This is a genomic window from Pseudoxanthomonas sp. PXM01 (assembly GCF_014851815.1).
In the GTDB taxonomy this organism is placed as follows: domain Bacteria; phylum Pseudomonadota; class Gammaproteobacteria; order Xanthomonadales; family Xanthomonadaceae; genus Pseudoxanthomonas_A.
Genome location: NZ_JACVAJ010000002.1, coordinates 1,055,832 through 1,082,831 on the forward strand (window position 1 = coordinate 1,055,832; position 27,000 = coordinate 1,082,831).

General features: G+C 68.4%; 23 protein-coding genes. 4 read left to right on the plus strand and 19 right to left on the minus strand.

The genetic code is table 11. The annotated features are described in order from the left end of the window. Window positions 1–34: 34 nt before the first annotated feature. From IB230_RS14420 to IB230_RS14445, 6 genes are all read right to left on the minus strand, one after another. The gene (locus IB230_RS14420; protein WP_192273427.1) at window positions 35–1,558 is read right to left on the minus strand and encodes a carotenoid oxygenase family protein; all 1,524 of its coding nucleotides are present in this window, start codon (window positions 1,556–1,558) and stop codon (window positions 35–37) included. Between the two features lie 11 nt (window positions 1,559–1,569). Further along, entirely contained in the window at window positions 1,570–2,001 is a 432-nt protein-coding gene (locus tag IB230_RS14425; protein ID WP_192273429.1) for a DUF2141 domain-containing protein, read from the minus strand. Between the two features lie 101 nt (window positions 2,002–2,102). After that, complete coding sequence (locus IB230_RS14430) at window positions 2,103–3,182, minus strand: 3-deoxy-7-phosphoheptulonate synthase (RefSeq protein WP_192273431.1); 1,080 nt, start codon at window positions 3,180–3,182, stop codon at window positions 2,103–2,105. 222 nt (window positions 3,183–3,404) lie between these two features. Next, window positions 3,405–4,013, minus strand: coding sequence for a DUF6445 family protein (locus tag IB230_RS14435; protein WP_192273433.1), 609 nt, complete (start codon window positions 4,011–4,013; stop codon window positions 3,405–3,407). Between the two features lie 104 nt (window positions 4,014–4,117). Beyond that, window positions 4,118–5,758, minus strand: coding sequence for a chaperonin GroEL (gene groL / locus IB230_RS14440; RefSeq protein ID WP_055939743.1), 1,641 nt, complete (start codon window positions 5,756–5,758; stop codon window positions 4,118–4,120). Window positions 5,759–5,862: 104 nt separating this feature from the next. Continuing rightward, on the minus strand, window positions 5,863–6,156 hold the full coding sequence (locus IB230_RS14445; protein WP_192273435.1) for a co-chaperone GroES: 294 nt from the start codon (window positions 6,154–6,156) through the stop codon (window positions 5,863–5,865). Window positions 6,157–6,360: 204 nt separating this feature from the next. On the opposite strand from IB230_RS14445, the gene cutA reads away from it, so the two are divergent. Genes cutA through IB230_RS14460 form a run of 3 tightly spaced genes read left to right on the plus strand, consistent with a single transcriptional unit; the run spans window position 6,361 to window position 9,582 of the window. Further along, window positions 6,361–6,684 (plus strand): divalent-cation tolerance protein CutA, encoded by a 324-nt coding sequence (gene cutA / locus IB230_RS14450; protein ID WP_192273437.1) that lies wholly within the window; start codon window positions 6,361–6,363, stop codon window positions 6,682–6,684. Between the two features lie 4 nt (window positions 6,685–6,688). After that, window positions 6,689–8,992 carry a protein-disulfide reductase DsbD gene (locus IB230_RS14455; protein ID WP_192273439.1) on the plus strand — a complete coding sequence of 768 codons (2,304 nt, stop codon included), beginning with the start codon at window positions 6,689–6,691 and terminating at the stop codon, window positions 8,990–8,992. Continuing rightward, on the plus strand, window positions 8,989–9,582 hold the full coding sequence (locus IB230_RS14460) for a TlpA disulfide reductase family protein (RefSeq protein WP_192273441.1): 594 nt from the start codon (window positions 8,989–8,991) through the stop codon (window positions 9,580–9,582). The genes IB230_RS14455 and IB230_RS14460 overlap by 4 nt, the downstream gene beginning before the upstream one ends. A gap of 24 nt (window positions 9,583–9,606) precedes the next feature. Here the strand turns inward: IB230_RS14460 and IB230_RS14465 are convergent, their stop codons facing one another. Further along, entirely contained in the window at window positions 9,607–9,864 is a 258-nt protein-coding gene (locus IB230_RS14465) for a KGG domain-containing protein (RefSeq protein WP_192273443.1), read from the minus strand. 360 nt (window positions 9,865–10,224) lie between these two features. Here IB230_RS14465 and IB230_RS14470 point away from each other — a divergent pair, with 360 nt between their 5' ends. Next, on the plus strand, window positions 10,225–10,587 hold the full coding sequence (locus IB230_RS14470; protein ID WP_192273445.1) for a hypothetical protein: 363 nt from the start codon (window positions 10,225–10,227) through the stop codon (window positions 10,585–10,587). 20 nt (window positions 10,588–10,607) lie between these two features. Here the strand turns inward: IB230_RS14470 and IB230_RS14475 are convergent, their stop codons facing one another. From IB230_RS14475 to IB230_RS14530, 12 genes are all read right to left on the minus strand, one after another. Continuing rightward, complete coding sequence (locus IB230_RS14475) at window positions 10,608–11,627, minus strand: polysaccharide biosynthesis/export family protein (RefSeq protein WP_225589521.1); 1,020 nt, start codon at window positions 11,625–11,627, stop codon at window positions 10,608–10,610. Between the two features lie 233 nt (window positions 11,628–11,860). Then, entirely contained in the window at window positions 11,861–12,613 is a 753-nt protein-coding gene (locus IB230_RS14480; protein ID WP_192273449.1) for a YdcF family protein, read from the minus strand. Window positions 12,614–12,620: 7 nt separating this feature from the next. Next, window positions 12,621–13,691 (minus strand): EpsG family protein, encoded by a 1,071-nt coding sequence (locus IB230_RS14485; protein WP_192273451.1) that lies wholly within the window; start codon window positions 13,689–13,691, stop codon window positions 12,621–12,623. Window positions 13,692–13,701: 10 nt separating this feature from the next. Further along, the gene (locus tag IB230_RS14490; protein WP_192273453.1) at window positions 13,702–14,541 is read right to left on the minus strand and encodes a glycosyltransferase family 2 protein; all 840 of its coding nucleotides are present in this window, start codon (window positions 14,539–14,541) and stop codon (window positions 13,702–13,704) included. Next, on the minus strand, window positions 14,538–15,677 hold the full coding sequence (locus IB230_RS14495; protein ID WP_192273455.1) for a polysaccharide pyruvyl transferase family protein: 1,140 nt from the start codon (window positions 15,675–15,677) through the stop codon (window positions 14,538–14,540). Before IB230_RS14495 ends, IB230_RS14490 begins: the two co-directional genes overlap by 4 nt. Next, window positions 15,674–16,978, minus strand: a complete 1,305-nt coding sequence (locus IB230_RS14500; RefSeq protein WP_192273457.1) for an oligosaccharide flippase family protein — start codon at window positions 16,976–16,978, stop codon at window positions 15,674–15,676. Before IB230_RS14500 ends, IB230_RS14495 begins: the two co-directional genes overlap by 4 nt. Then, the gene (locus tag IB230_RS14505) at window positions 16,975–18,129 is read right to left on the minus strand and encodes a glycosyltransferase family 4 protein (RefSeq protein ID WP_192273459.1); all 1,155 of its coding nucleotides are present in this window, start codon (window positions 18,127–18,129) and stop codon (window positions 16,975–16,977) included. The genes IB230_RS14500 and IB230_RS14505 overlap by 4 nt, the downstream gene beginning before the upstream one ends. Window positions 18,130–18,281: 152 nt before the next feature. Next, the gene (locus tag IB230_RS14510; protein WP_192273462.1) at window positions 18,282–19,520 is read right to left on the minus strand and encodes a right-handed parallel beta-helix repeat-containing protein; all 1,239 of its coding nucleotides are present in this window, start codon (window positions 19,518–19,520) and stop codon (window positions 18,282–18,284) included. A 299-nt stretch (window positions 19,521–19,819) separates the two neighbouring features. Continuing rightward, window positions 19,820–20,869 (minus strand): right-handed parallel beta-helix repeat-containing protein, encoded by a 1,050-nt coding sequence (locus IB230_RS14515; protein ID WP_192273464.1) that lies wholly within the window; start codon window positions 20,867–20,869, stop codon window positions 19,820–19,822. Further along, a complete protein-coding gene (locus IB230_RS14520; RefSeq protein WP_192273466.1) occupies window positions 20,869–22,302 on the minus strand; it encodes an asparagine synthase-related protein in 1,434 nt (477 codons plus the stop codon). The genes IB230_RS14515 and IB230_RS14520 overlap by 1 nt, the downstream gene beginning before the upstream one ends. Before the next feature lie 13 nt (window positions 22,303–22,315). Beyond that, window positions 22,316–24,574, minus strand: a complete 2,259-nt coding sequence (locus tag IB230_RS14525) for a polysaccharide biosynthesis tyrosine autokinase (RefSeq protein WP_225589522.1) — start codon at window positions 24,572–24,574, stop codon at window positions 22,316–22,318. Window positions 24,575–24,641: 67 nt separating this feature from the next. Further along, complete coding sequence (locus IB230_RS14530) at window positions 24,642–26,999, minus strand: UDP-N-acetylglucosamine 2-epimerase (RefSeq protein WP_192273474.1); 2,358 nt, start codon at window positions 26,997–26,999, stop codon at window positions 24,642–24,644. Window position 27,000: the final 1 nt, after the last annotated feature.

Below are 27,000 nucleotides of genomic sequence, written 5' to 3' on the forward strand. Positions count from 1 at the left end.
CACAGGATGCCGCATCCGGTGCCGCCGGAGGACGTCAACGCGCGGCGAAGTGCCCGTGGAAACCCAGCGGCACCGTATACGGCAGCCAGGCCTGCGCCAGTGGACCGTCATCGACGCGCCGGGCATCCAGCACGGCGATGCCGCTGCGGCCCTTCGCCGCATCGAGCAGCGTGCCGACCAGCCAGCCGTCATCCGGACGCGTGCTGCCCGGGCGCGGCACGAACAGGTGTTCTTCCACCAGCACGTCGCGTCCGTAGTCGTGCACCTGCCGGCGGCCGCGTGCGAGGTCGAACGCACCGACGGCGCTGAAGTACGGTGCGATCGAGCCATCCTGGTGGATCGGTGCGTACAGACGCGCCGGGCTGCGGGATGGCGTACGGGCATCGAACACCGGGAACTCGATGCCGGCGATCCCGGTGTCTTCCCAGTGCGCCTTGCCGCTGCGCAGGTCCAGCACCAGCTCACGCAGCGGTCCCTTGCCGCCATGCGCATCGCCATGGACGTCGCCGTTCATCGCGGCGCGCATCGGCGAGCGCGCTTCCTCCAGGTCCAGGTGCTGCACCGCGCGGACGGTGATGCGGCCGTCGCGCTCGTGCGCGTCGCCGAAGTGGTAGATCGCCGCGAAATCCGCCTCGAACCACTGCGCCTTCGACGGCGCCGCCTTGTCGACCACGGCCACACGCAGCGGCTGGTCCTGCCGGAACCGCAGGCGCTCGAAGAACGCTCCTTTGCCCTCGATGTAGCGGAACGGAATCAGCACGAAGACCAGATGCCGGTCGGTCATCGCGAAGCTGTGCAGGTAGCCGGGGACCGGCGTCTCCAGCACGTCGGCCGACGCCAGCGTGCCATCGCGGCCGATATGCCACACGACCAGGCCGTTGCCGCCCATCATCGCGATGGAGCCGAAATTCCACGAGGAGCCATCGCGGTCCACCAGCGGATGCGCGGAGAACGGAATGGCCGCCAGGTCGGGGCGCCAGGTCACCGGGCCCAGCGTCGTCAGATCGTCCGGATCCAGCTCGAACGCGGAGCCGGCTTCGGACAGCGCGAACAGGCGACCGTTGATCATCGTGACGGACGTATTGGCGGTATTCGCGTCATCGTTGTTGCGGATCGGCTGCATGTCGGGAATGGACGTGCCTGCCGTCGGATACATGAAGCGCCCGGCCTTCTGCTCGCGGGTGAACTTGGGCGTGGCGACCATGCGCGCGTGGTGGCTCAGCGTGCCGTCGCCGTTGAAGCGCCAGCCGTGCACCATGCCGTCGCCGTCGAACCAATGCTCGTAGCGGAAGCCGGCGCGCTCGGTCCACGCCGGCCCATTGCGGTACAGCGTGCCGGCGAAGCCTGTCGGCAACCGTCCCTCGAGTTGGACGGTGGCCGGCCCCAGGGTGTCGGACTGCACGGATTTCCACCCGGCGAGCCACGGCTGTTCGCGCAGGCCGGCCGCGAAGCGGGCAGGATCACCGGCGAAGGCGTGCTCGCTGCGCAGCAGCGCAGGCGCGACGGCCAGCGCGGTGGCGCCGGACAACAGGGTGCGCAGGAAGCGGCGGCGATCCATGGCCAGGCTCCTCAACGCAGGGTGATGTCGATGGCGGCATCCTGCACGCCGACCTCGAAGCGCGCTTCGTCCCACGTCGGCTTGCGCATCACGTTGGGGTTGTTGCTGAAGCCGTAGGCTTCGATCGGCATGCCGATCATGTTGCTGTCGAGCTTGCCGTTGCCGTTCTCGTCATGGGTCACCAGCACGGCGTAGGCGCCCGGCGCCAGATCCTTGAACACGAACGTCGCCACGTTGCCCTGCGGCGGAGCACCCTCGGCCTGTACGGGCTTTGCCTGTCCGTCCCAGGCGGCCTGCGAATCGACAACCGCCAGTTTCAGCAGGCCGGTCTGCGCGCGCACGTCGTGCAGGGTGACGGTGAGATCGGCGGCCTGGACCTGGAAGGCGCCGAAGCAGGCCAGCACAAGGGCGAGCGGCAATGCGTAGTGTTTGGGACGGGACATGGCGGACTCCGGTGGCGGGTGTGGGGCCAGTCTCGTCCGCCATCCGCCAACGGTCAGTTGCCAGCCGTCATCTCTTCGACCTGCCGGAAGTCACTTCCCGCTCAGGCCGCCTGCACCACCGCGTCCGAACGCTGGCGTCGCACCCGCACCGCATCCGCCAGGCGTTCGAGCACCTGCACCGACGCCTCCCACCCGAGGCATCCATCGGTGATGCTCTGCCCGTACGTCAGCGGCTGGCCATCGACCAGGTCCTGCCGCCCGCCGACCAGATGGCTCTCCACCATCACACCAACGATGCGGCGTTCGCCCGCTTCCAGCTGCGTGGCGATATCGTCGATCACGGCCGGCTGGTTGTCCGGGTTCTTGCCGCTGTTGGCGTGGCTGGCATCGACCATCAGGCGCGCCGGCAATCCCGACTTCGCCAGCACCTGGCTGGCCGCCTCGATGCTGGCCGCGTCGTAGTTGGGCGCCTTGCCGCCGCGCAGGATCACATGGCAATCAGGATTGCCCGCGGTCGCCGCGATGGCCGAACGACCCTCCTTCGTCACCGCCAGAAAATGGTGCGGATGCGACGCCGCGCCCACCGCGTCCACCGCGATCTTGACGTTGCCGTCGGTGCCGTTCTTGAAGCCGACAGGGCACGACAGCCCGCTGGCCATCTCGCGGTGCACCTGGCTCTCGGTGGTGCGCGCGCCGATCGCCCCCCACGCCACCAGGTCGCTGATGTACTGCGGCGAGATGGTGTCGAGGTATTCGCAGCCCGCCGGCAGGCCGAGCGCGTTGATGTCGCGCAACAGGCCGCGGGCCAGGCGCAGGCCGCGGTTGATGTCGAAGCTGCCGTCCAGCGCCGGATCGTTGATCAGGCCCTTCCAGCCCACGGTAGTACGCGGCTTCTCGAAGTACACGCGCATCACGATTTCCAGATCATCAGCCAGCGCATCGCGCAGCGGCTTCAGGCGCCTGGCGTACTCGATGGCCGACGCGGGATCGTGGATCGAGCACGGCCCGATCACCACGACGAGGCGGGCGTCGCGGCCGTGCAGGATGTCGTGAAGCGCGCCGCGCGCGTCGGACACGGTCTGCGACACCACGTCATCGCAGGGCAGCTCGCCGATCACGGCGGCAGGCGTGACCAGCTCATCGAGTTTGCGGATGCGCAGGTCGTCGGTATGGGGGGCCATCGGGTTTCTCCGGGTCAACAAAAAAGCCGCCAGTTTCGCTGGCGGCTTCAAGGGGATTCTTCTGGTGTCTTACCTAGAATGAACGCGTCCTCGCTTCCGCCGTCGGCATCGGAAAGCCTTCGTACCAAAACCAATAGCGGGCGCGGAGCGTGTTCATGCGAGGCATTGGGCCATGCCTTCCGGCGCTTGTCGAATGTTTCATCGGCAACGGAAAACCGCCGCTCACGCGCCGGTGAAGAACATCAGATAGACCAGCCGCCCGTCCTCCATCGTGCTGCCGAACGCGGGCCCCGCCGTGTGCCACATCCAGGGACGCAGCAGCACCAGCCGGTTGAAGCGCATCGGCACCTGCATGGTGGGCTCCCACACGCTGTCGTCGTTGCTGTGCTTCTCGATGATCTCCTGGTGCATCTGCGCGTGCGAGGTGAATCCCATCTCGGCCAGTTCGGCGTCGTTGAGCGGTGCGCGATCGCGGTTCGAAGGCCGATGCCGGAAGAACTCGGTGCCGCCACGGCAATCCTCCGGCTTGCTGAGATAGAGGATGCCGGACCAGTACGCCTGGTCGATGTGCACCTTCGCGGTGCCGACGTCGCTCGCGAGCGTGATGCGGAACTTGCCATGCGAATGCAGCGGATTGATCGGCTTGAGCCGTTCGCCGGTCAGGTGCGAAGCGATCTCGGGCAACCCCTCCATCTCGATGCGCTCCAGCGAGTTGCGTCCTGGAAAGGGGCCACGCAGGTCGGGATAGGTCAGCTTCAGGGCCGCATCGCGCAGGGACCAGGCGTCCTGCTGGCCGAGGAAATCGTCGACGACGATGAAGGAGGTATGCATGGCGCGCAGGCTAACGCCCCCCCGCCACGACGACAAGGCAAAAACAAACCCCGCCTTGCGGCGGGGTCTGGTGTGTCGCGGTACAGCGTGGAAGCGCGGGCTTCTTAGAAGTCCATGCCGCCCATGCCGCCCATGCCACCGCCGGCCGGCATCGCCGGCTCGTCCTTCTTCGGCGCCTCGGCCACCATCGCTTCGGTGGTGATCATCAGGCCCGCGATCGAGGCGGCGTTCTGCAGCGCGGAGCGCGTGACCTTGGTCGGGTCCAGGATGCCGAACTCGATCATGTCGCCGAACTCGCCGTTGGCGGCGTTGTAGCCGAAGTTGCCCGAACCGTCCTTGACGCGGTTGACGATCACCGACGGCTCTTCGCCGGCATTGGTGACGATCTCGCGCAGCGGGGCTTCCATCGCGCGCAGGGCGATCTGGATGCCGTGGTTCTGGTCTTCGTTGGCGCCCTTCAGGGTGCCGATGGTCTGCAGCGCACGGATCAGCGCCACGCCACCACCCGGGACCACGCCTTCTTCCACCGCCGCACGCGTGGCGTGCAGGGCGTCTTCGACGCGGGCCTTCTTTTCCTTCATTTCGATTTCGGTCGAGGCACCGACCTTGATCACGGCCACGCCGCCGGCCAGCTTGGCCACGCGTTCCTGCAGCTTTTCGCGGTCGTAGTCCGAAGAGGTCTCTTCGATCTGGGCCTTGATCTGCTTGATGCGCGACTGGATGCGCTCGGCATCGCCGGCGCCGTCGATGATGGTGGTGTTCTCCTTGGAGATCACGACCTTCTTCGCACGACCCAGGTCGTTGATCGTCGCCTTCTCCAGCTGCAGGCCGACTTCCTCGGAGATCACCGTGCCGTTGGTCAGCGTGGCGATGTCTTCCAGGATGGCCTTGCGGCGGTCACCGAAGCCCGGCGCCTTGACGGCGGCGACCTTGACGATGCCGCGGATGGTGTTGACCACCAGCGTGGCGAGGGCTTCGCCTTCCACTTCCTCGGCCACGATCAGCAGCGGCTTACCGGCCTTGGCGACGCCTTCCAGCACCGGCAGCAGTTCGCGGACGTTGGAGACCTTCTTGTCGTGGATCAGGATGAAGGGGTCGTCGAATTCGACCTGCTGCGACTGCTGGTTGTTGATGAAGTACGGCGACAGGTAGCCGCGGTCGAACTGCATGCCCTCGACGACGTCGAGTTCGTTCTCCAGGCCCGAGCCTTCTTCAACGGTGATCACGCCTTCCTTGCCGACCTTCTTCATGGCCTCGGCGATGATGTCGCCGATGTTGCTGTCGGAGTTGGCGGAGATGGTGCCGACCTGGGCGATCGCCTTGTCGTCGGCGGTCGGCTTGGAGAGCTTCTTCAGCTCTTCGACGGCGGCCTTCACGGCCTGGTCGATGCCGCGCTTCAGGTCCATCGGGTTCATGCCGGCGGCGACGGCCTTGGAGCCTTCGCGGATGAACGCCTGCGCCAGCACGGTGGCGGTGGTGGTGCCGTCACCGGCGTTGTCGGAGGTCTTGGAAGCGACTTCCTTGACCATCTGCGCGCCCATGTTCTCGAACTTGTCGGCCAGTTCGATTTCCTTGGCGACGGAGACGCCGTCCTTGGTGATGGTCGGGGCGCCGAAGCTCTTCTCGAGCACGACGTTGCGGCCCTTCGGGCCGAGGGTGGCCTTGACGGCATTGGCGAGGATGTTCACGCCGCGCACCATGCGCGTACGGGCGTCTTCACCGAAACGGATATCTTTGGCTGCCATGTGCAACTCCAGGAATTTTGAGAGTGGTTCGTGCGGCGGGCGCGGGGCCCGCCATCAAGAGGATTGCGGTGACGTGGGCGGCGGCGTGCAGCCGCCGCGCGCGATCAGCCGAGGATCGCGAGGACGTCGTCTTCCTTGATGATCTTGTACTCGACGCCGTCCTGCTTGTAGGCCGAACCGGAGTACTGACCGTAGATCACCTTGTCGCCGACCTTGACCTTCGGGGCGCGCACGCCACCGGTGGCTTCGACGAACTTGCCTTCGCCGACGGCGATGACTTCACCCTTGGTGGGCTTTTCCTTGGCGGCGTCGGGAATGATGATGCCGCCGAGCGAGGTTTCTTCGGCTTCGATCGGCTTGACCACCAGGCGGTCGTACAGCGGCTTGATATTGCTCATTTCAATCCTCTTAAGTGATTGATTGGACTAGGAAAGGGGCAGCGATGTTAGCACTCACCTCGAGGGACTGCCAACGCCGCAGGTACAAAAACCCGGCCAGGCCGGGATGCAGGGGATATTGGGTGCCCCGGACGGCTTTCAAGGGCCGGCGCGCATCTTTGTCGCAGGGGGCCGGCCGGGCGGGTCTGCAATAATCGCCGGCCCATGCCCGTCTTCCTGATCCTGTCCACCTGCCCGGACGCCGACACCGCCCAGCGGCTGGCGCGGACGCTGGTGGAAGAACGGCTGGCCGCCTGCGTGAACCTGCTGCCCGGGGTGGTCTCGACCTATCGCTGGCAGGGCCAGGTGGAACAGGCCACCGAAGTGCAGCTGCTGGCCAAGACCACCGCCGACCGCCGCGACGCCCTGATGGCGCGGCTGGCGGAGCTGCATCCCTATGAACTGCCGGAGATCCTGGCGGTCGAAACCGCCGTCGGCCTGCCCGCCTATCTGGACTGGGTGGCTGCCGAAACCCGCGCCCCCGAGTGACCCGATGACGCTGATCCGTTCCCTGCTCGCCTGCCTGCTGCTCCCCCTGGCCTCGTTGGTCGCCCCGGCCGCGTCCGCCGCGATCACCCAGGACGACCTGCTGCCGGTGGACGAGGCCTTCGTGCTGACGGCCACCGCGGCGACGCGCGACCGGATCGAAGTGCGCTGGAAGATCACCGACGGCTACTACCTGTACCGGCACCGGACCGGCGTGGAGGCCGATGCGGGCTTCGCCGCACAGCCGCTGCAGTTACCCAAGGGCAAGGCCTACCGCGACGAATTCTTCGGCGACGTCGAAACCTACCGCGGCGAACTGGTGGCCACCCTGCCCGGCCAGCCGGCTGCGTCCGCCGACAGCGTCAGTCTGAAGATCAAGTACCAGGGCTGCGCCGACGCCGGCATCTGCTATCCGCCACAGACGCGCACGCTGAAGGTGGCCCTGCCGCCGGCCGAGGCCACCGACGCGGCTTTCGTACCCCTGGGATCCGGCGCGCTCACCAGCGGTCTGCTGGGCCAGAAACCGCAGGCCGGCATAGACGCACTGCCGCTGCCGGCGGAACAGGCGTTCGCGTTCGAGGCGATCGCGTTCAATGGCAACGAACTGCTGCTGCGCTTCACGCCGGCACGCGGCTACTACGTCTACCGCGACCGCACGTCGATGGCGCTCGAAGGCGCGCAGGGCGTATCACTGCAGGCACCGCGCTGGCCGAAGGGCAAGGCGCATCGCGACGAACACTTCGGCGACGTCACCGTCTATTTCGACCAGGCCGAAGTGCCGGTGCCGCTGCGGCGCGAAAAGGCGGACGCTACGCAGGCCACGCTGCGCGTCACCTTCCAGGGCTGCCAGACCGACGGCATCTGCTATCCGCCGATGACGCGGCGCGTGAAGCTGTCGATTCCTGCCGGCACGATAACGCCGGCCAGCACGCCCGACGTGCCGGCACCCACTGCCGCCGCGCCACTGCCGACGAGCACGGCGCCCCCCGCCAGCACGCCGGTCGCTGCGCCGGACGCAACCGCAGCGACCACGCCCGCCGCAGCCGAGGTCGAACGCACGCGCCCTCCGGAAGACGTACTTGCGCGCAATCAGGGCGGCGCCACGTCGCTGCTCGTCGCCCTCGCGCTGGCACTGGCCGGCGGCCTGATCCTGAACCTGATGCCGTGCGTGCTGCCGATCCTTTCACTGAAGGCGCTGTCGTTGGCCGAAAGCGGACAGAACGAAGGCGACGCCCGTCGGCGTGCACTCTGGTACACCGCCGGTGTGCTGGTCAGCTTTGTCGCCGTCGGTGCGCTGGCCATCGCGTTGCGCGCCGCAGGTCAGGCGCTGGGCTGGGGCTTCCAGTTGCAGCAGCCATGGCTGGTCGGCCTGCTGGCCTACGTGATGTTCGCCGTGGGTCTGAGCCTGTCCGGCGTGTTCGCCATCGGCCATCGACTGGCCGGTGCCGGACATGGCCTGGCCTCGCGACGCGGCCCGGCAGGCGATTTCTTCACCGGTGTGCTGGCAGTGGTCGTGGCCAGTCCGTGCACGGCGCCCTTCATGGGCGTGGCGCTCGCGTACGCCTTCACCGCGCCCACCCCGCTCGCGTTGCTGGTGTTCGCCGTGCTCGGCCTGGGACTGGCGTTGCCCTTCCTGCTGATCGGCTTCGTGCCGGCGCTGGCGAACCGCCTGCCGCGACCCGGCGCATGGATGGAGACGCTGAAGCAGGTGCTCGCCTTCCCGATGTACCTGACCGCCGTGTGGCTGCTGTGGGTGCTCGGCAAACAGCGCGGCATCGACGCGGTCGGCCTGGCGCTGGTCGGACTCGTGCTGTTGGCGCTGGGGCTGTGGTGGTTCCAGCGCGCGCGCTTTGCCGCGTCGCCGCTGCCCCGCGTGCTCGCGCTGACGCTCGCCGCCACCGCGCTGCTGCCCTTGCTGATGGTGCACCGCCTGCCGGTGGCGTCCGCTGCTGCACCGACGGCGGACGGCCACGTGCCTTACTCCGCCGAACGCCTCGCTTCGTTGCGTGCCGAGGGCCGCATCGTCTTCGTCGACATGACCGCCGACTGGTGCGTCACCTGCAAGGCCAACGAGAAGGCCGTGCTGAACACCGCCGCGTTCCGCGATCTGCTCGCCACGCACGAGGCGGTGATGATGACGGGCGACTGGACGAACGTGGACCCTGCCATCACCGCCTTCCTCGAAGAACATGGCGCGGTCGGTGTGCCGCTGTACGTCATGTATCCCCGTGGCGGTGGCGCCGGTGAAGTGCTGCCGACGGTGCTCACGCAGGACGGCATGCGCCAGGCCTTCGAACGGGCCGCGCGATGAAGGTCACCACGCCGCGCGTCATCGCCGTCGCGGTCGTCGCAGGCGGCCTCGGCCTTGCGGCCAGTGTCTGGTTCAACGGCAATCCGATGTGGCGCACGCAGGTCGGCGAACGCGCCCTGCATGCGGCCACGAACGCGACCGCACCGGCACCGCCGGCCGGCGTCACGCCCGCCGCCATCGGCGACCCGATGCCCGCGATCGCGCTGCCCGGACTCGATGGCGCCGTCGTCGACCTGCGCACGCGCTACGCGGGCAAGCGATTGCTGATCAACGTCTGGGCCAGCTGGTGCGGGCCGTGCATCGAGGAGATGCCCGAGCTCGACCGTTTCGCCATGGCGCAAGGCGAGGATGGCGTGCAGGTGATCGGTCTGGCGTTGGACACGCCGGAAGGCGTGCATGACTTCATTGCGAAGATCCCGGTGCGCTATCCGATCGTGCTGGATACGCCGGGCCCCGCCGATGCCAGCGTGTGGCTGGGCAATGCCAAGGGCGTGCTGCCGTACACCGTGCTGGTGGATGCCGATGGCCGCATCGCGCGGCAGAAGATCGGCCCTTTCACGCATGGCGAGATCAGCGGCTGGGTCGACTGATCCCGCACCTGCGCATCGCGGACCCTACTCTTCCTCGCCATCACGCGATGCCTTCCGGTCGCTGGGCCTCACGCGACCGCCTTTCGCCCCGATGCGCGCCATGTAGGCGCGATCCTGGCTGACCTTCGCGCCGCCTTTCTTGCCTGCCTCGCGCGCCTCCTCGCTGCCGAACTGATGCGCGCGACCGCGCTTCTGCGCCGCACGCCCACCTTTCCGCGCGATCTCCTTGCGCTGCTCCGGCGTCAGCAGTGCGAATCCTCCTTTCCGCTTGCGCTCATCCATGCGCTTTCCCTGTGCGCGCGCCGCGCCCGACGCATCGAAAGAAAACTGTCATCGACGCAGCATCGTCACGCGCACGCAATGCGATGAGCGCGTGAACATCGTTCACACACATGACTCGATGTGACGCAGTGCTCGCACGTCCACAACACCGGCTTGTTGCTGAAGCGGACTCAGCAGAAACCGTCGTGACGCCTTCGCAGTCTTTATGATCGGGCGACAAGAAATCACAACGAAGAACGTCCGCGTTTCCCTCGCTCAACCACGTTGCGTCCGTCGTCGATGACGGGCCCGATCGCGCCTTGCGATCACTCCTCCCCCCGTGAAAACGAGAAGGCTGCTCCCATGACCAAGGCTGTTCCCATGAAACTTCCCGACGACTTCCAGTGGATCGAAGCCGCGCCCGATGACGACTGGAGCGGTGCGCGCCTGGATCTCGACGGACATCCGGTACTGGAAGTGAGTGCATGCCGCGGTGGCTGGCTGGTCGTCGTCCTGATGGACGACCCCCGACAACCGCAGGCCAATGTCGCCGTGCGCTCGGTGCCGGCGGGCATGCGATGGTCGGCGCGATGGGCACTGTCCCGTACCGATCGGCTGCGCGTACTGGCGGCACGTCGCCATGCTTCGCGCCAACCCGTCGTCGAGACGCTCCCGTCACCCGCGCTGTCGCTGACCTCGCGGCCCGTGGCGTACACACGCGAGGAAGAACCGCTGGATGCGTGACGCGCATCGGCCCGCGATCATCAGTTGCGATCGAAGTTGTACTGGGCCGACGCCGCGTTGCTGATGATGCCGGACAACGGCAGCAACTGGGTCAGGAAGCGGTTCCAGCGGGTAACGCCCGCGGGGCCGACCCACACGACATCGCCGGGCCGCAGCGGGAAGCGGTCCGCCAGCGTGAAGGCGACCGGCGATCCCGCCTCGAGGTGGTACACCGTCGCCTGCTCGTGCGAGTTGTCGTCCATGCCGCGGATGACGTAGACGGCGTCGCCCTTCGCGGTGACCGGATTCAGTCCGCCCGTCTGTCCCAGCGCCTGGGTCAGGCTCATGTCGGTGGTCTTGAAGGTCAACGCCTGCGGTCGCAGCACTTCCCCGATGACGTACACCTGCTTGCGATCGTTGAACGGCAGGTACAGGCGGTCGCCCGGCTTCAGATAGACATCGCCGGCGATCTTGCCGTTGCGGTTCAATGCATCCAGGTCGAGCGGATAGTCCTGGCCGTCGCGGGTCAGCACGAAGCCCGCCAGATCGGCTTCCTCGACGTTGATGCGCGCCTGCCCCACCGCCTGCGACAGCGTCAGCGGCACCGTAGTGAACGATTGCGGCGCCGTGTCCTCGAACGCGCCTTGCAGCGTGACCTTGGCGCCGTGGCCGACCACATTGACGTCGACCTGCGGCGACTTCAGGTACTGGCTCAACTTGCCGACCAGCGTGCTGCGCACTTCCTCGATGGTCTTGTTGTTGACGTCCAGCTTGCCCGCATAGGGAAAGAAGAAGCTGCCATCCGGTTGCACCAGGCGACCATTGGTCACGGCCTGCTGCTGGCTGCCGGCAGGCGATGTCAGTTCGGGATGGTCCCAGACGGTGACGAGCAAGGTGTCGCCGGGCTGGATGCGGTAGATCTCCGGCTTGTACTGCGCCAGCGATGCCGGCACGGTCACCGTTTCGCGCGGCGCCGCCACCAGCGCCTGGGTGATCGGCACCATCCGCACGTCGCTCTGCGCCTGGCCGTCGCCACTGGGCACGGTCGGCTGCTTCGTCATGCGCTGGCCTGCGCACGACGTCAGTGCGGTAGCGACCGCGGCCGCCAATAGGATCCGCATAGGGGTTTGCATCTTCACCAGGCACCTCGCTGGAACACGGGGGAACCGATGTCGGCATGCGGGCATCGAAACCGCCCGGCACGCTGCATCAGCATGTTTTTCATCGTGGCAACGGCGGCGTGAAGAGAACGGCGGCAGCAGCACAACCCCGCATTAATGCGGGATAGCAGGACTCAGGCACCGATCCACGCGGCGACCAGCGCCGCGAATTCCTTGAACGCACGACCGCTGCGCCACAGCGCACGCCGCGACGGCAGGTATTGCGCGCGCAGGCCCGTCGAGGGCCTGCCTTCGGGCACCGGCACGGCGGTGACGTCGGCGCCCGCGCGGCAGAACTGCAGCGCCGCGCGCGGCATGTGCAGCGCCGATGTCACCAGCAACACCTTGCGCCCGCCCTGTGCGCCGGTCAGCGCCATGCTGTAGCGCGCGTTGTCGCGCGTATCGCGGCTGCGCTCCTCCAGCACCAGCGCCTCGTCCGGCACGCCGAGCCGCTGGATGGCCGCCGCCATGCGTCGTGCTTCGGTCGTGCCACCGACCGCGCCGCCGCTGAGGATGATCTTCGAGGCCTTTCCGGCATGCCACGCGCGTGCGCCCGCCGCCAGACGGCTGCTGTGCAGCCGGTCGGGATCCACGTCGGGGTGATCGAGCCAGGCATAGTTGCTGCCGCCCCCGAGGACGACGATGGCGTCGGCGCGCGGCAGGGCCGAGGCGTCGCGGACCGCATACCGTTGCTCGAGCACGCCGCGCAATGCATTCGATGCGGACGGGATCGACCACAGCATCGACCACGCAATGCCGGCGACCGCCAGCGCGACGGCGACATGCCGCCGCCGCAGCCACCACAGCAACGCCGCGACCGCCAGCACGCACGCGGACAGCGCGGGCGGGTAGCTCAACGACACGACGATGGACGCGAGCGCTTCCATGGCCACGCTAGATCACGATGCCGCGCGAGACGAACACGTACAGCACGCCGCACGATGCCAGCAGGCCGGCGCCAAGCACCAGCGGGTGGCGCAGCGGCGCGATCCGGCTGTAGCAGCAGGCGGCCGCCAGGATCAACGACATCGCCATCCACGCCGGCAGCAGGTAGCGGTTGGAGAAGTAGCCCCAGCCGATCATGAAGAACGGCAGCGCCATCACCAGATAGACCGAGGCCGCATCCGCCAGCGCACGCCGCGCCTCGGCCCGCACCCACGGCGCGACGCCGAGCATCAGCAGGTACCAGAACAGCGTGAATACGGCGAAGTCGATGCGCACGCCGGCCCGGTAGTTGTCGTTGGCGGTGTACTCCATCACCGTCGTGTACAGCGACGGCAGCCCGATGGAGACCACCTTCATCGTCAGTCCCGCCACGTACGCCAGGCACGCCAGCAAGGCGACGGCTCGCAACAGATTCGGCTTCAGCAGGAGGGCCGGCGCGCACAGCAGGTATAGCAGCGAGGACGTATGCAGGCTCGCGGCGACGGCGCCCAGCATCGCGAAGCCCACCCAGCGCCGCTGCTGGAAGCACAGCAGCGCCGCGAGCACCAGCGGCGCCGCCAGTCCCTGCCGGACCGCGTTGATCGATGCGTTGACGAACATCGGCGAGATGAACAACAGCGTCAACGACGCGCACAGCAGGGTCGGATAGGCCACAGTCGGCGGAAAACGCCGGTGGTTGATCCTCACCGCCACGGCGACGGCCAGCAGCATCAGTGCGAACAGCGCGGTCTGGTAGCCCTGCAATCCCAGGCCCAACCGGCGCAACGCATAGCTGAGATAGACGAAGCCGATCTCCAGCCGGGTCTCCGGCAGGCCGGCGCCCAACGCGTCGAAGAACGCCGCATACGTCTCGGTGTCCTCGCCGATGTGCAGCGGCCGGCCACCGACCACCCAGCAGGCGAACGCGGCCACGGCCAACAGCACCAGCACCCCCAACCCGCGGGTCGCCGCCGCGTGCGGCGCGGCCCGTGGCGGCGCGTACGGCGCCGCATCGTAGGTTTTCACGCTGTAGGCCTTCATCGCCGACGCCTCAACCCGCGCCCGCCGTGCGCATCATCAACAGCACGCGACGACGGCCGCGCCGGATCATGCCGAAGCCGCGCGCCAGCCAGTGCTCGCCGCGGGTGACCATGCCCGTGCGCAGCAGTTCCTGTCGCACTTCCTTGCCCGCGCGATGCATCGCGTCGAGATCGCCGCTCAGGCCGGAGGCACCGAAGGTCGGCTTGTGCCAGTACGCGAGGACCTGGTTGAGCTTGACGCAGCGATAGCCGGAAAAGCCGATCTGCGCCCACAGCAGGAAATCCTCCACGCGACGGAACCGCTCGTCGAAGCGGAACGGAAGATCGCGGCGCAGGATCACCGACGCGGTCGGAAACGGGTTGTTGAGCAGAAAGCGGCGACGGCCGATGGTCTGGAGCCGCGCCGGCGCACGCACCGGATCCGGCGTCGAACCGCGTGGCAGGATCGCCATCCTGTGCGCGATCAGCGCGATCTGCGGATCGCGCTCGAGTTCGCGCATCTGCAGTGCGATCTTCTCCGGCAACCAGGTGTCGTCGGCATCCAGGAAGGCGATGTAAGGCTGCGTCGCGTCCTTCCATCCCAGGTTGCGGGCCTGCGACGGCCCGCCGTTCGCAGGCGACGTCACCACCTTCACCCAACCCGACGGATACGCCGCCGCCATGCGGTGCAGCGCATCCAGTGTGCCGTCGCCGCTGGCGTCGTCGACGAGCAGGACCTCGGCCGGCCGGCGCTGTTGTGCATGGATGGACGCGACGGACTCGGCGATCGTGTCCGCGCAGCGGTAGCAGGGCACCACCACGCTGACGGGTGCGGTCGTGGCGGTGGCGGTGTCCACTCGTTGCTCGTTCATGGCGTGGCCCAGGGTGCGCGCTGGAAAACGTCCGGTGCCCGCTGCGCGTAAGCATGGGGCGGAACGCGCGGTGCCAGTTCACCGGCCAGCAGGGCAGGCAGCGCCGCGCCGAACGGGTTGTCGGTGTCCTGCGCAGTGACGCGCAGCGACGCATCCAGCCCGATGTCGTCGGCGAAGTCGCGGCACTTCGGGTGGTAGTCGACGATCATGAACGGCACGCCGTGCAGATACGACACGATCGCGCCGTGCAGGCGCGCGCTGACCACCGCGTCGCAGGCCGCCAGTGCGTCGACCGTGCGCAGCGGGTCCTGTCGCGCATAGCCCTGCCAGTGCGCGTCGAGGCCTTCGGTCCGCAGCCGCTCCACCAGCGATCGTGCCAACGCGCGGTCGCCGTGGCGTTCGTGTTCGTTGAGGCTGAAGACATCGACGATGACCGGACGCGTGCTGCGCAGGCGGGCGAGCGATGCGATGAGCTGCTCCTCCCAGCGCCGCTTAGGCGGAGCCGCGGCATAGTCGCCGTCCTCGCGGTAGTGGCAGGGTGCGATGCCGATGCGGACGGGTGCGCCGGGTGCCGGCGCGGGACGCGGCTCGCGCGGCGTCAGCCAGGGCAGCAGCGCGGCGAGGTCGCAGCCGGCGTGGGTGATCGACCCTACGCCCAGCGCCTGCGCCTCGCGATGCGAGCGCGCGTCGCGTACCGAGAGGTAGCTGAAGCGTTGCAGGAACTCCGCCACCGACGCCCGCGAGCGCTCGTCATGGAACGGACCGATCGATACGCCCACCGCCGCCAGCTTCACCCCGCGCCCGGCCGCCGACAGCATCATCGGTTTGCGGAACGACTCGCGCGCGGTGATCACCGAGCCGCCACCCATCACCAGCACGTCGCAATCATGGAGGCCGCGCGCGAAGCTGAGCCAGCGGCTGGCCTTGCCGACCACGCCGGTACTGCCGTACCAGCGCGGTGGATAGCGCCGCGGCACGGTGCTGCGCGCCGGGGCATCCTGCAGCGGCGGTCCCACCACGCTGGGTTGCGCACGCCAGTACGACTGCGCCGCCATCGCGCACAGCACGCCGAACAGGTCGTCGCCGAAGTTGCGCATGCCGTAGTAGCCGGTGAACGCGGTCCGCAGGGCCGTCATGGCGCACCCCGCAGCGCCGGCGCGCGACGGGCACCGGCATACAGGGCGACCAGCAACAGCGCCTCTGCAAGGATCGTCGCGAAGGCGGCGCCCGATGCACCGTAGTGGGGAATCAGCGCCAGGTTGAGGACCACGGCAGCCGCGGCCGCTGCCAGCATCGCGCCGACGCGGTACAGCATCTGTCCTTCCGTCAACAGCACCGATCCCACTGCGGTGGACAGGAAGCGGATCGGCACGCACAGCGCCAGCCACATCAGCAAGGGGGTGACGCCGTCGTACGGACTGCCGAACAGCCGCACGGCATGGCCGGCCAGCAAGGCCAGCATGCCGCCGACCGCGAGTCCGCTGAGCAGCATGCCGACGCAGCCCAGCCGGTACACCTGGCGGAAGCGCGCGCGGTCATGCACCGCCCAGCGATGCAGCCGCGCGAGCAGGAACTTCTGGTACACCGTGGTGGGGAACAGGTAGATCGCCGTCATCACCGCCAGCGCGATGCCGAACAGGCCGGCCTCCGCATCGCCGCGCAGGTACTTCAACAGCACGGTGCCGATCTGGAAGAACACCGGATACAGCACGGCAGCGACACCGTACGGCCATGCGTGCCGGAACAGGGCGCGCGCGTCCGGCTGCACGATGTCGCGGATACCCGTGGCGCTGCGTGGTCCATGGCCTTTCAATGTCCAGTCGCCACGCCGCATGGCTCGCCACTGCGGCACGGCCAACGCCAGTACCAGCGCCGCCAACGCAGCATGTCCCCATGCCACGGCATCGATCGACAGCGACAGCCCGGCCACCGCGAGCAGCGCGATCGCCAACCGCCCCGCCGGCAGCACCAGTTGCCACCCCGCCAGCGCCGCATGCCGCTCTTCCAGGCGCAGCTTGCTGCCGATCTGCTCCACCGCCAGCAGGCCGAGGATGAAGGGCGCCAACACGAGCAACATGGTGCGCGTGTCGGCATCCACCGGCGGACCGACCAGCGCCCACAGCATCACGCCGCCGACCGCGAGCACGCTGGTGACGGCGATGAAACGCGACGCTGCCGGCTGCCACCGTTCGGCGGCCCACCCTTCGGCGCCGTGCGCCTTCAAGCGGAACTGGGACAGGCCGAAGCCCGCCAGCGGTGCGACCAGGCTGACCGTCGCCAGCGACGACGCGAACAGGCCGTACTGCGCCGGGCCGAAATGGCGCGCGAGCAACACCTGGGTGAGGAACACCATCGCCGCGCCCGCGGCCGTCGCCAGCGACAACACGGACAGCGCGGCGATCGCCGGGCGCCACGGCATGGGCAGGGCCTGGCTCATGCCGCCTCCGCGAGCGGCCGGGGCAGCAGTTCGTCGTACACCTCGCAGGTGCGCCGGATCACCACGCGCTCGTCGAAGTCGGCCAGCGCCTTCTGCCGCGCGCGCTCGCCCAGCGACTGCAGGAGCGCGCGATCATCATCGAGGCGCGCCAGCACCCGCGCCAGCGAGGCGGCGCTGCGCGGCTCGACGTGCAGGCCATCGTGCCCATCGCGCGTCACCACCTCCCTGCACCCGGGCAGATCGGTCGTCACCAGTGCGATGCTGCAGGCGGCCGCCTCGATCAGGCTCTTCGGCACGCCCTCGCGGTAGTAGCTGGGCAGCGCCATCACATCCACGTCGCGCAGCAATGCCGGCATGTCGTCCACGTGGCCCAGCCAGCGCACCAGGCCCTGCGCCTGCCAGGCCTCGACGTCGCTGCGCGTCACCGAGCTCGGGTTGCCCTCGTCCGGCATGCCGGCGAGCAGGAAGTGGATGTCGCGACCCTCGGCACGCAGTTGCGCCGATGCATCGACGAACTCCTGCACGCCCTTCTCCTTCAACAGGCGCGCAGCCAGCAAGACGCGCAATGCGCCCTCGCCACGCGAGCCGCGACCGTCGGCATTGAAGCGGGCGATGTCGACGCCCGAGCTGCGGATCATGCGGATGTGTTGCGGCGGTGCGAGGCGCAGCGAGTGGAACGCCTGCGCGTCGTCGGGATTCTGCAGGATCACGCGCGAGCGCTCGCTTCCGAGCGCGAGGCGCATCAGCGTGGACACCACCGGGCGCAACGCGCGCGCCTTGGCGCGCTGGCTGGCGAACACGTAGCCCAGCCCGGTCACCGCATTGACGTACGCGGGAACCTTCGCCGCGCGTGCCGCCAGCGCACCGTACACCGCGCATTTCAGGGTGAAGCTGTGCAGCAGGTCCGGGCGCTCGTCGCGCAGCAGCGACACCAGGTTAGCGAGCGTTCCCGCCTCGCGCAGGGGATTGAGGCTTGCCCGCTGCATGCGCAGCGGTATCCATCGCACGCCGTGCTGGGCGAAACGCTGACCGAACTCGCCGGGCGGCGACACCATGACCACGTCGACGCCGCGCGCCTGCAGTTCCCGCGCGGTGGACAGGCGGAAGTTGTAGAGGTACCAGTCGGTGTTGGCGAACAGGATGAACTTCAAGGCGGGCTCCGCACAAAGCGATGCCCTGGATTCTAGGAAATGACCCGCCGGAATCCATTGACGCACTCACCACAAGGCGCAGGCACGGATGAACGCGCAAAAGAAGAGGCGGCCTTACGGCCGCCTCTTGACGCACTCTTCACCCTGGCGGATTACTTCGCGAAGTGGTTCGTCGTCACCCGGATGTCGGTCGCCGTGGACACCTTCGCCACGTGCGCGCCGTTACCCTTGTTGCCCTCCACTATCCCGGTCATCGACACCAGCGGATTGACGACGGTCGTGTTGACCCCGTGCAGTCGCGTGTTGTTGTTGCGGAACGTATTGCCGCTCACCTGGTAGTTGTAGGTGTTGGCGCCCAGCATCAGGCCCACGAGATGGTTGTGGCGGATCGTGTTGAGCGCGATGTAGCCGCCCTCCGGACCGATGGTCAGGATGCCGTGCCCGCCGTTGTGCTCGACGATGCAGCGCTTCACCGTCACGCCCTTGACGCGCTTGTACAGCAGCAGCCCGTTGCCGGCGTTGCCGCGGATGAGGCAGTTCTCGATATGGACCGTCGAGGTGATTCGGGCGTCGTTGGCGTCCGGCTCCACGTCGATGCCGCACTCCGGCGCGATACCGCGCGTGGCGCTGAATTCGCTGTCGTACACCTTGACGTTGGTGGCGCACCCGATCGTCATGCCCTGCCGGCGGTTGCCGGTGCTCACGATGTTGGCGATGACCACGTCGTTGCACGGGATGGTCGGTGCATTGGTCACCATGGCGCCGCCGATGGAGATGCCATCGCCCCAGCACTTGGATACGTGCAGGTCGCGGATGGTCACGGCGGTGGAGCCGCGCACCATGATGCCGTGCCCCCATTCGCCGGTGGTGCCGAGGTGGTTGTCGCGGTCGCCGATGATGCGGCCGCCGGAGATCTCCACGTTGCTGACCTTGTAGACCATCAGCACGTAGGCGCGCTCCTGGTCGTTGCGCTTGGCGCGCAGGATGGCGCCTTCCGCGAGTTCCAGGTGCATGTTGCTGCGCAGGCGCACGTTTCGGGTCGGGTCGATGACGTAATCGCCCGCCGGCACGTGCACCGTGCCACCGGCCGCAGGCAGCGCATCGATGGCGGACTGGAACGAGGTGGTGTCGTCGCGTGCGCCGTCGCCCGCGGCTCCCCAGGTGCGGACGTTGACCGTGGCGCCGCCGCGTGCGCGGACCGGCGGTTCGTAGACCGCCGTCGCCGAAGCGGCCAGCGCAGGCATGTTGCCGGCCATCACCGCACCGAGCGCGCGCGGGATGCCACTGGCTACGCCGATGGCAGGCACGGCGACGAGCATCGACTTGCGCAGGAAATCACGCCGAGGCATCCCGGCCCCGCGCACGTCATGCGCGAGAACATTCTTCTTCACGAACCCAACCCCTTGCAGGCGAATGCCCGTCGGAAAATAGCCATGTGAGCGTCGCGTGAAACAGCGACGGCGGCGACTATAGCGACGCGGACGCAACCATCAATTAACGCCACCGCATATTTGTGAGCGCTTTCAAACACTTGACCTGTGCGCGTGTCGTTCGCGCGATCACCGTCACGCATATTCACGCGTGTCGACACGGCTGAGTCCGCTTCGCCAGCGCGGATGAGGTCGCTTGTCGGGTGCGGTTGGGTCCGCTTGTGACGACGGATGCGTCCGCGTTGCGCGGGCGCGCCACCCTACTCGAACCGGTTGTTCCGGTCCACGCGCACGCCCTTTGCAGCCTTCGCCACGTCCACGTGCATCCAGCCCTTCACGTCCTGCGGACGTTGCCGCCGCAGTCCCGCCGCGTTACCCGAGAACCGGTTGCCGGCCACGGTGATGTCGCGTCCACCTGCGCGCACGGCGATCCCGCGCAGGCCGTTGTCCGCGATGTCATTGTCTTCCAGCATGCACTGCTCTCCGCCGCGGATCAGTACGCCGTCGCCGCGATTCCCGCGGATGATGCAACGACGCACGGTGATGCGACGGCCACGCTCGTACACCTGCAAGCCCGCGCCGTGGTTTCCACGCAGCGTGCACGCCTCGATGGTGATGTCCTCGGCGCTGTCGCCGGGGTCCGGCTCGATGTCGATGCCGCAACCGGGCAACGTGCCGCGGGTGGCGAGGAAGTTCGAACGCAGTACACGGACATTGCGCGACCGTCCGATCGTCAGGCCCTGCCGGCGATTGCCGCCGCAGACGACGTCCTCGATGCGGATGTCACGGCTGGGCAGCACGCGGGCGCCACTGATGCCGCCGACGGAGATGCCGTCGCCCCAGCACCGCGCGATGTGCAGGTCGCGCAGCAGGACGGACTCCGCGCCGCGCACCATGATGCCGTGGCCCCACTCGCCCGCGGTCGAAAGATGATGATCGCGATCGCCGACGATGCGTCCGCCGCTCACCTCCACGTCGTGCACGCCTTCGATCAGCAGGACGTACGCCCGGGGCGCGGCATTCGCCTTTGCGATCAGGCGCGTCTCGGGATCCATCGACAGGCGCGTGCGCGTACGCAGCCGGAGGCTGCGCTCCGGGTCGATGACGTAGTTGCCCGGCCCCAGCGCCAGCGTGCCACCGGCCGGCAACGCATCGATGGCCGCCTGCAGGGCGCGCGTGTCGTCGTGGCGACCGTCGCCGCGTACACCGAAATCACGCGGGTCGAGGGTCGCCGCCCGTGCGGGCGGAAGCAACGACGCGAGGGCCAACCCCGCGCCCGCGCCGATCAGTCGTCGTCGCGACAGCCGCATCAGGCCGCCATCGATTCCCGGCGCGGGTCCGGCGCGGCCGCTGCGGTGTCCGCCGCATGCGCCGCCAGCCAGGGCAGGACCACCGCCAGCAGGTAGAACTTCGATGCGTGGTACTTGTTGTCGAGGCGGCCACGATTGCGCTCCAGCCACGCGACGGCACCGGGCAGCGCGTCGCGCGCCTGTCCTGCGAATGCATGGACCTGCTCGAAACGCTGCGTCGCCAGCCCACAGACGTCGAAACGGAAGCTGCCCTTGCGCTGCACGTAGGGCAACTCGCCGAAGTGCGCGGCGATATGGCGGCGGATGAGCACCTTGTTGAGTCCGGTCTCCGGATCCACCTTCTGGCGCCGCGGCACTTCGTGATGGATCCATTCCCGCAACGCGCGGTCGCAGAACGGATACGCCACGCCCAGGCCTGCCGCGTGCGCGGTGTACAGGCCCTTGGCGAACGCCCCGGCGGAACCGGCGATGGACATCGACATGTCGCGCCATTCCCAGGCGCTGGTGGCGGAGGCGATCTCGGCCTTGAACAGCGACAGCCGCTCGCGCGACTGGCGGGCGATGTCGCGGCCGAACAGGCCATCCACTTCCGCGTCGCTGAAGCGCGAGCCCGGGAACACGCGTTCGATCGGCGTCATCTGCAGCGTGCCGAGCGCGAAGCACAGCGGAAAGCTGCCCGCCACGCCCGGCAGGCCGGTGGCATCGAACGGAAGCCGCAGTCCGCGCGCGAGGCGGACGGTCAGCTGCTGCTGCCGGTCGACCGGTGTTCCGAAATAGCTGTCGGCGCCCAGGCCGTCGATCAGCCCGTCGCCACCGCGTGCCGCCACCTCGGTGGCGAGGTCCGCATAGGACAGCAGGGCGAAGTCCGCCGTCAGCAGCGGCATGCGTGCCGCCAGTGCGAGATAGCGGTCGTAGGCGCGCCCCGGATCGCAGACCAGCGCCTCGTGCCGCAGGCCGAGACGGGTGGCGACATGACGCGCGGAGTCGAGTTCGTTCTCCTCGCGACCGCCAAGATAGGTGATGCAGGTCGCGTCCGGCCGCGCATCCGCCAGGGCGATCGCCAGCGTGGTGGAATCCTTGCCGCCGCTCTGCAGCAACCACGGCGAGCGCATGTCCGCGCAGGTGCGGGTGATCGCATCGCACAGCATGCGGTGGTAGACCGCGATCCAGTCCTGCGGCCGCTCCTCCACTTCGGGAACTTCGCCCGCGTTGCGGAACTTGAAGTGGAAGTCGGGCGTGCCGCGCATGTCCTGGTGCGCCGAAAATCCGAACGTCACCAGCTTGACGCCCTCGTAGATGGAGTGCGGCGGATAGACGAAGGCATTGCGCAGCAGGTCGGCAACCGAGACCGGATCGACCCGGTGGTACTCGGGATGGCGGTCCAGCACGGTGAAGTCCGGCGTGCCGTAGTAGGGCGACATGGTGATCTGCATCGGCGACGCTCCTTCAACGGCCATGGCTGGCGCGCGGCGCCGGCAGGTACTCGTAGTAGCTGTAGGCATACTCGCCCGCACCCCGCTTCTCCACGCCGTTGAAGATGGCGCCCTTCACTTCCACGCCGGTCTGCTCCAGGCGCTGCTTGGCCAGCGCGATCTCGCGCTGCTGGTTGAGGCCCCAGCGCACCACCATCAGGCAGGTGCCCGCGTGGTGACCGATCACCGCGGCGTCGGTGACTGCCAGCACCGGCGGCGTATCGATCAGCACGATGTCGTACTCGCCGGAGACCCGCTTCAGCAGCGCGCTGAAGTTCTCGTGCATCAGCAGTTCGGACGGGTTCGACGGGATCGCGCCGCGCGAGATGAACGACAGGTTCTCCGCGCCGGCAACCTTGCGGATGGCCTCGTCCAGCGGCACGCGGCCGGCGATGACGTCGGACAGGCCGCCTTCCCAGCGCACACCCACCGCATCGTGCAACGTGCCGCGCCGCATGTCGGCGTCGATCAGCAGCACGCGCTGCCCGGTCTGCGCGATGGTCACCGCCAGGTTGGCGCAGATGAAGGTCTTGCCGACACCCGGGCTGGGCGCCGAGATCATCAGCAGGTTGTTGCGCGTGCGCATGCGGGCGAAGTGCAGGCTGGTGCGCAGCGAACGCAGCGCTTCCATCGCCAGGTCGGTCGGCGCGGCCAGCGCCAGCAGGCGGTGGCGGCCGTCGCGGCGCTGGCCGATGCGGCGGCGCGCGAGGTCTTGGCCTTTGCGGCTGTGCGGGATGGAGGCGTACACCGGCAGGCCGAGCAGTTCGATGTCGATGGGATCCTCGACGCCACGGCGGAACATCTGCTGCGCCAGCACGAAGGCCACCATCACGCCCAGACCGATCAACGTACCGGCCAGCAGCACCGGCAACGGCTTCGGCCAGGCCGGACTGTTGAGGTTGACCGCCGCCGGATCGATGATCCGCGCATTGCCGACCGCGCTCGCCTTGGCGATCTCCAGCTGCTGCGCCTGGTCCATCAGGGTGGCGTAGGTCTGGTTGGTCACCTCGACATCGCGGTTCAGGCGGAACAGCGCCTGCTGCGCATCCGGCAGGTCGCGGATGCGGCCCTGCAGGCTGTTGCGTTCGCCGGTGAAGCGGTTGATCTGGTCCTGCAGCGCGCGATACGTCGGATGCGCCGAGGTGTAGCGGTTCTCGACCTCGGTCATCTTGATGCGCAACTGCTGGACCGCCGAATCGAGGGCGATGGTCTGGTCCAGCAGCGCGCGGTTCTGGCTTTCCACGTCCAGCGTCTGCGACCGCGTCTGGTAGGCGGTCAGCGCCGCCTGCGCCTTGGCCAGTTCGTCGCGCACCTTCGGCAGTTGCTCGGACACGAACTTCAGCCGGCTGGCCGCTTCGGCCGAGGTGCGCGCCACGTTCTGGCGCACATAGGCCTGGGCCACTTCATCCAGTACCCGCCGCGCACGCTCGGGGTCGGCATGCGCGTAGACCAAGCCGATGACGCCCGAATTTCGGCCCATCTCGGTGGCGGTGATGTTGTCCTTCAGTGCGGCCAGCGCGGCGGCGGGATCGTAGCGCGTCACCTGGAAGCGCATGCCGGGGTTGGCGGTCAGGCGCTGCACCTGCATCGCGACGCCCTCGGCGTTGACCGGTTCGCCGACGCGACCGCGCACGAGCACCTGGCCCTGCGCCGACAGCACGTAGCGCCCACCGCCTGCGGCGGTCAGTTCCATCGGCACGCCCTGAAGGTGGTCGGGCACCTCCAGGCGTGCGATGTCGAGGACGTCACCGCCCCAGCCGTACTTCGACAGGCCGAACCAGGGCTTCGCCAGGGTGCCCGGGTTGGACTGCTGGTAACGCCGGGCGATGAAATCGCCTACCACCGGCACGTGCGACGGCTTCACGTCGACGTCCAGGTCCAGCCGCTGCATGGCTTCGCCGATCACCCGGCGCGACGTCAGCAGCTGCACTTCAGTGGTGCCCGGCGTCGGCAGCACCGGGGGTGCCTGCGTCGCTGCGCTCTGGCTGAGGCCGGGCGGAATGGCCGGCCGGCTCTCCACCTGGACCACGGCATTGGCCTCGTACTTGGGCGTCACCACCGCCAGGTAGGCGACACTGGCGAGCACGAAGGCCGCCGTGCCGAGCAGGATCAGCCGCTTCTTCGCACTGAGCGTGGAGACCAGCGCGGGGATGTCGACGTCGTCGTTGCGTCCGGACGCCGCCATCAGGGGCGGACGTTCCGAACCTCGTCGCGTGATCAGTTGCCTGGCCATGGTTCACCTCGATTGCATGTCATGGGAATACGACCGCCTCCGCACAGGACGAGCGGGACGATCACCGTCAGGACGCGGCCGCGCGTGCGCCGAGCGCATCGCCCATCGTGGACGCGTGGGTCGCGGGGGGCGGCGCGCGCAGTCCTGCCAGCGCATCCAGCACCGGCGCGCAACCGTCGGCGGAGGGCACGTTGAGATCGGGCGCGGCGCACAACGACAGGTAGACCGCCTCGTCGCTCAGCAACGTGAGCGCACGGCCGGCGATCGCCACCGGCGTGGTGCCGATGGCGATGGCACCGCCCTCGGCGCCGGCCAGTTCTTCGCGCACGATCAGCACCGGCTTGCCCAGCAGGCGGCGCGGCGGCGGCGCGCCCGTGCCCACCAGCACCAGGTAGGCGCGCTCCAGCAGGTAGGCCCAGGCAAGGAAGTCGTCGACCTCCAGCGGATGCACGTTCGCGAAGGTGTGCAGCGGATCGCCGCCCTCGCCGGGCGATACGCCCACGCCCCCTATCCAGACGATGTCCACGTCGGGCCGGCGGCGGGCGACCAGCGCCAGTGCGTCGGAAAACGCGCCCTGCTCGGTCGTGTCCCGGCGCGCACTGACCGCGAGCAGCAGCGGCGCATTGCTGCGCAGGAAGCCGAAACCTTCGGCCAGCGAGCGGGACAGGTCGGCGTCGCGGCGGATCTGGCGCAGCGCCGTGCGCAGCGCATCGTCGGCTGCGTCGGCGTGCACGAGGATGCTCTCGCGCGGCACGCCCTCGCCGCTCAACCGGCGGCCCGTCGCTTCGCTCGGTGCCACGTGCAGGGCCGCAAGCGACTGCACGATGCGGCGGCTCGCATCGCTGGGCCAATGCTGGGTGCCGGACGCCGGCGCATCGGCGTCCACGCAGACCAGCGGGACGTCGCAGGCGTGCGCGGCCAGGCTCATCGCGAATGTCAGTGGCGCGTCGCCAGGCACGACCACCACATCCGGATTCGTCTCGCCCAGCAGCTGCTGCATCGCCGCCTGCTGCTCGCCGCGCGCGTCCACGCCGCCCTCGCTGGACAAGCTGGCCTGCGCCTCCAGTCCGAACATCTGCAGGAGATGGCCTGCATCGCCCCCATGCCCTTCGGTCGTGCAGACCGTCGCATGGAAGCGGTCGTCGTCGGCCAGCCGCCGCGCGATCGGTGCCACGCCCGCGCCCTCGCACGAGGCATTGACCAGGCACAACGCGTGCAGCGGCGCATCGTGGTCGCGCGGACCGTCGGCGAGTGCGATGCGCATGCTGGCGGCTTCGTGCGGACGCTGGCCGAGCGGGCGTACGGATACCGGCGCATGGTTCAGTTCGGCGTCGTCGGGGATGTCGCCACGCGTCCTGCGCGCACCCGGATGCACGGGCGATCCCGATATCCGGCGCGCCGTCATGTCGAGCAATCGCGAGAACCCGGTGACGTAGCCCACGACGACGACGGCGAACACCAGGAAACTCAGCGGTTGCGGCACGCCGCGCAGCGCGTAGCCCAGCAGCGCCAGCAGCGCGCCCATCGACACGATGGTCCACAGCGTCGTCTGCGCCGACAGGCCCCGGTCCAGCAGCAGGTGGTGCAGGTGCTGGCGATCGGCCGCGAACGGCGAGCGCCCGCGGCGCATGCGGCGGTACATCACCGCCGCGGTATCCATCAGCGGCAGCGCCACGCACCACAGCACTTCCACCGGCACCACCCGGTTCACGCTCTGATGGCTGAGGTAGATCAGGCTCCAGCCGACCAGGAAACCGATGGTGGTGCTGCCGGCATCCCCCATGAAGATCTTGCGCCCGTCAGGCCAGCCGAGATTGACGAAGACATAGGGGATCAGCGAGGCGAACAGGATCTGCAGCATCAGCATGGCGCCGACGCCGGGAACGCCCGAATGCGAATACAGCAGGATGGCCGCAATGCAGACCATCGCCGTGGACGCGGCCAGCCCGTCGATGCCATCGAGCATGTTGAAGGCGTTCATCAGCCCGATCACGGCGACGATGGTCACCGGAATGCCGAGCAGGCCCAGGCGCAGGTCCAGCCACGGAATCAGTCCGCCCACGTGGTCGAGGTAGTAGCCGGTGCTCAGGATCACCAGGCCGACGATGGCCGCTTCCACCAGCAGTCGTGTGCGCACGCTGAGATGACTGATGTCGTCGGCCACGCCGATCGCGACGATCAGCGCGCTGCCCATCATCAGGCTCATGACGAACCGGTCCACGTAGCCCAGGTAGCCCAGGCCCACCAGCGTACCGACGAAGAAGCAGATGCCGCCGATCACCGGCACGCGGCCGACGTGCTGCTTCCGCCCGGCGGGACGGTCGACCAGACCTACGCGCCGTGCCCAGGGCCGCATCGAGAATATGGCGAACAACGTCGCGGCCAAGGCGATGGCGCTGGCGGCAACGACCCGTGCATTCTCCATC

Bases quoted from the DNA above. Each gene is read 5' to 3' on its own strand.
- groL (WP_055939743.1), bottom strand. From the start codon at position 5,758: ATGGCAGCCAAAGATATCCGTTTCGGTGAAGACGCCCGTACGCGCATG.
- IB230_RS14485 (WP_192273451.1), bottom strand. From the start codon at position 13,691: ATGAAGGCCTACAGCGTGAAAACCTACGATGCGGCGCCGTACGCGCCG.
- IB230_RS14460 (WP_192273441.1), top strand. From the start codon at position 8,989: ATGAAGGTCACCACGCCGCGCGTCATCGCCGTCGCGGTCGTCGCAGGC.
- IB230_RS14500 (WP_192273457.1), bottom strand. From the start codon at position 16,978: ATGAGCCAGGCCCTGCCCATGCCGTGGCGCCCGGCGATCGCCGCGCTG.
- IB230_RS14435 (WP_192273433.1), bottom strand. From the start codon at position 4,013: ATGCATACCTCCTTCATCGTCGTCGACGATTTCCTCGGCCAGCAGGAC.
- IB230_RS14520 (WP_192273466.1), bottom strand. From the start codon at position 22,302: ATGCAGATCACCATGTCGCCCTACTACGGCACGCCGGACTTCACCGTG.
- IB230_RS14515 (WP_192273464.1), bottom strand. From the start codon at position 20,869: ATGCGGCTGTCGCGACGACGACTGATCGGCGCGGGCGCGGGGTTGGCC.
- IB230_RS14465 (WP_192273443.1), bottom strand. From the start codon at position 9,864: ATGGATGAGCGCAAGCGGAAAGGAGGATTCGCACTGCTGACGCCGGAG.
- IB230_RS14455 (WP_192273439.1), top strand. From the start codon at position 6,689: ATGACGCTGATCCGTTCCCTGCTCGCCTGCCTGCTGCTCCCCCTGGCC.
- IB230_RS14475 (WP_225589521.1), bottom strand. From the start codon at position 11,627: ATGACGAAGCAGCCGACCGTGCCCAGTGGCGACGGCCAGGCGCAGAGC.
- IB230_RS14445 (WP_192273435.1), bottom strand. From the start codon at position 6,156: ATGAGCAATATCAAGCCGCTGTACGACCGCCTGGTGGTCAAGCCGATC.
- IB230_RS14490 (WP_192273453.1), bottom strand. From the start codon at position 14,541: ATGAACGAGCAACGAGTGGACACCGCCACCGCCACGACCGCACCCGTC.
- IB230_RS14425 (WP_192273429.1), bottom strand. From the start codon at position 2,001: ATGTCCCGTCCCAAACACTACGCATTGCCGCTCGCCCTTGTGCTGGCC.
- IB230_RS14530 (WP_192273474.1), bottom strand. From the start codon at position 26,999: ATGGAGAATGCACGGGTCGTTGCCGCCAGCGCCATCGCCTTGGCCGCG.
- IB230_RS14525 (WP_225589522.1), bottom strand. From the start codon at position 24,574: ATGGCCAGGCAACTGATCACGCGACGAGGTTCGGAACGTCCGCCCCTG.
- IB230_RS14420 (WP_192273427.1), bottom strand. From the start codon at position 1,558: ATGGATCGCCGCCGCTTCCTGCGCACCCTGTTGTCCGGCGCCACCGCG.
- cutA (WP_192273437.1), top strand. From the start codon at position 6,361: ATGCCCGTCTTCCTGATCCTGTCCACCTGCCCGGACGCCGACACCGCC.
- IB230_RS14430 (WP_192273431.1), bottom strand. From the start codon at position 3,182: ATGGCCCCCCATACCGACGACCTGCGCATCCGCAAACTCGATGAGCTG.
- IB230_RS14480 (WP_192273449.1), bottom strand. From the start codon at position 12,613: ATGGAAGCGCTCGCGTCCATCGTCGTGTCGTTGAGCTACCCGCCCGCG.
- IB230_RS14495 (WP_192273455.1), bottom strand. From the start codon at position 15,677: ATGACGGCCCTGCGGACCGCGTTCACCGGCTACTACGGCATGCGCAAC.
- IB230_RS14470 (WP_192273445.1), top strand. From the start codon at position 10,225: ATGAAACTTCCCGACGACTTCCAGTGGATCGAAGCCGCGCCCGATGAC.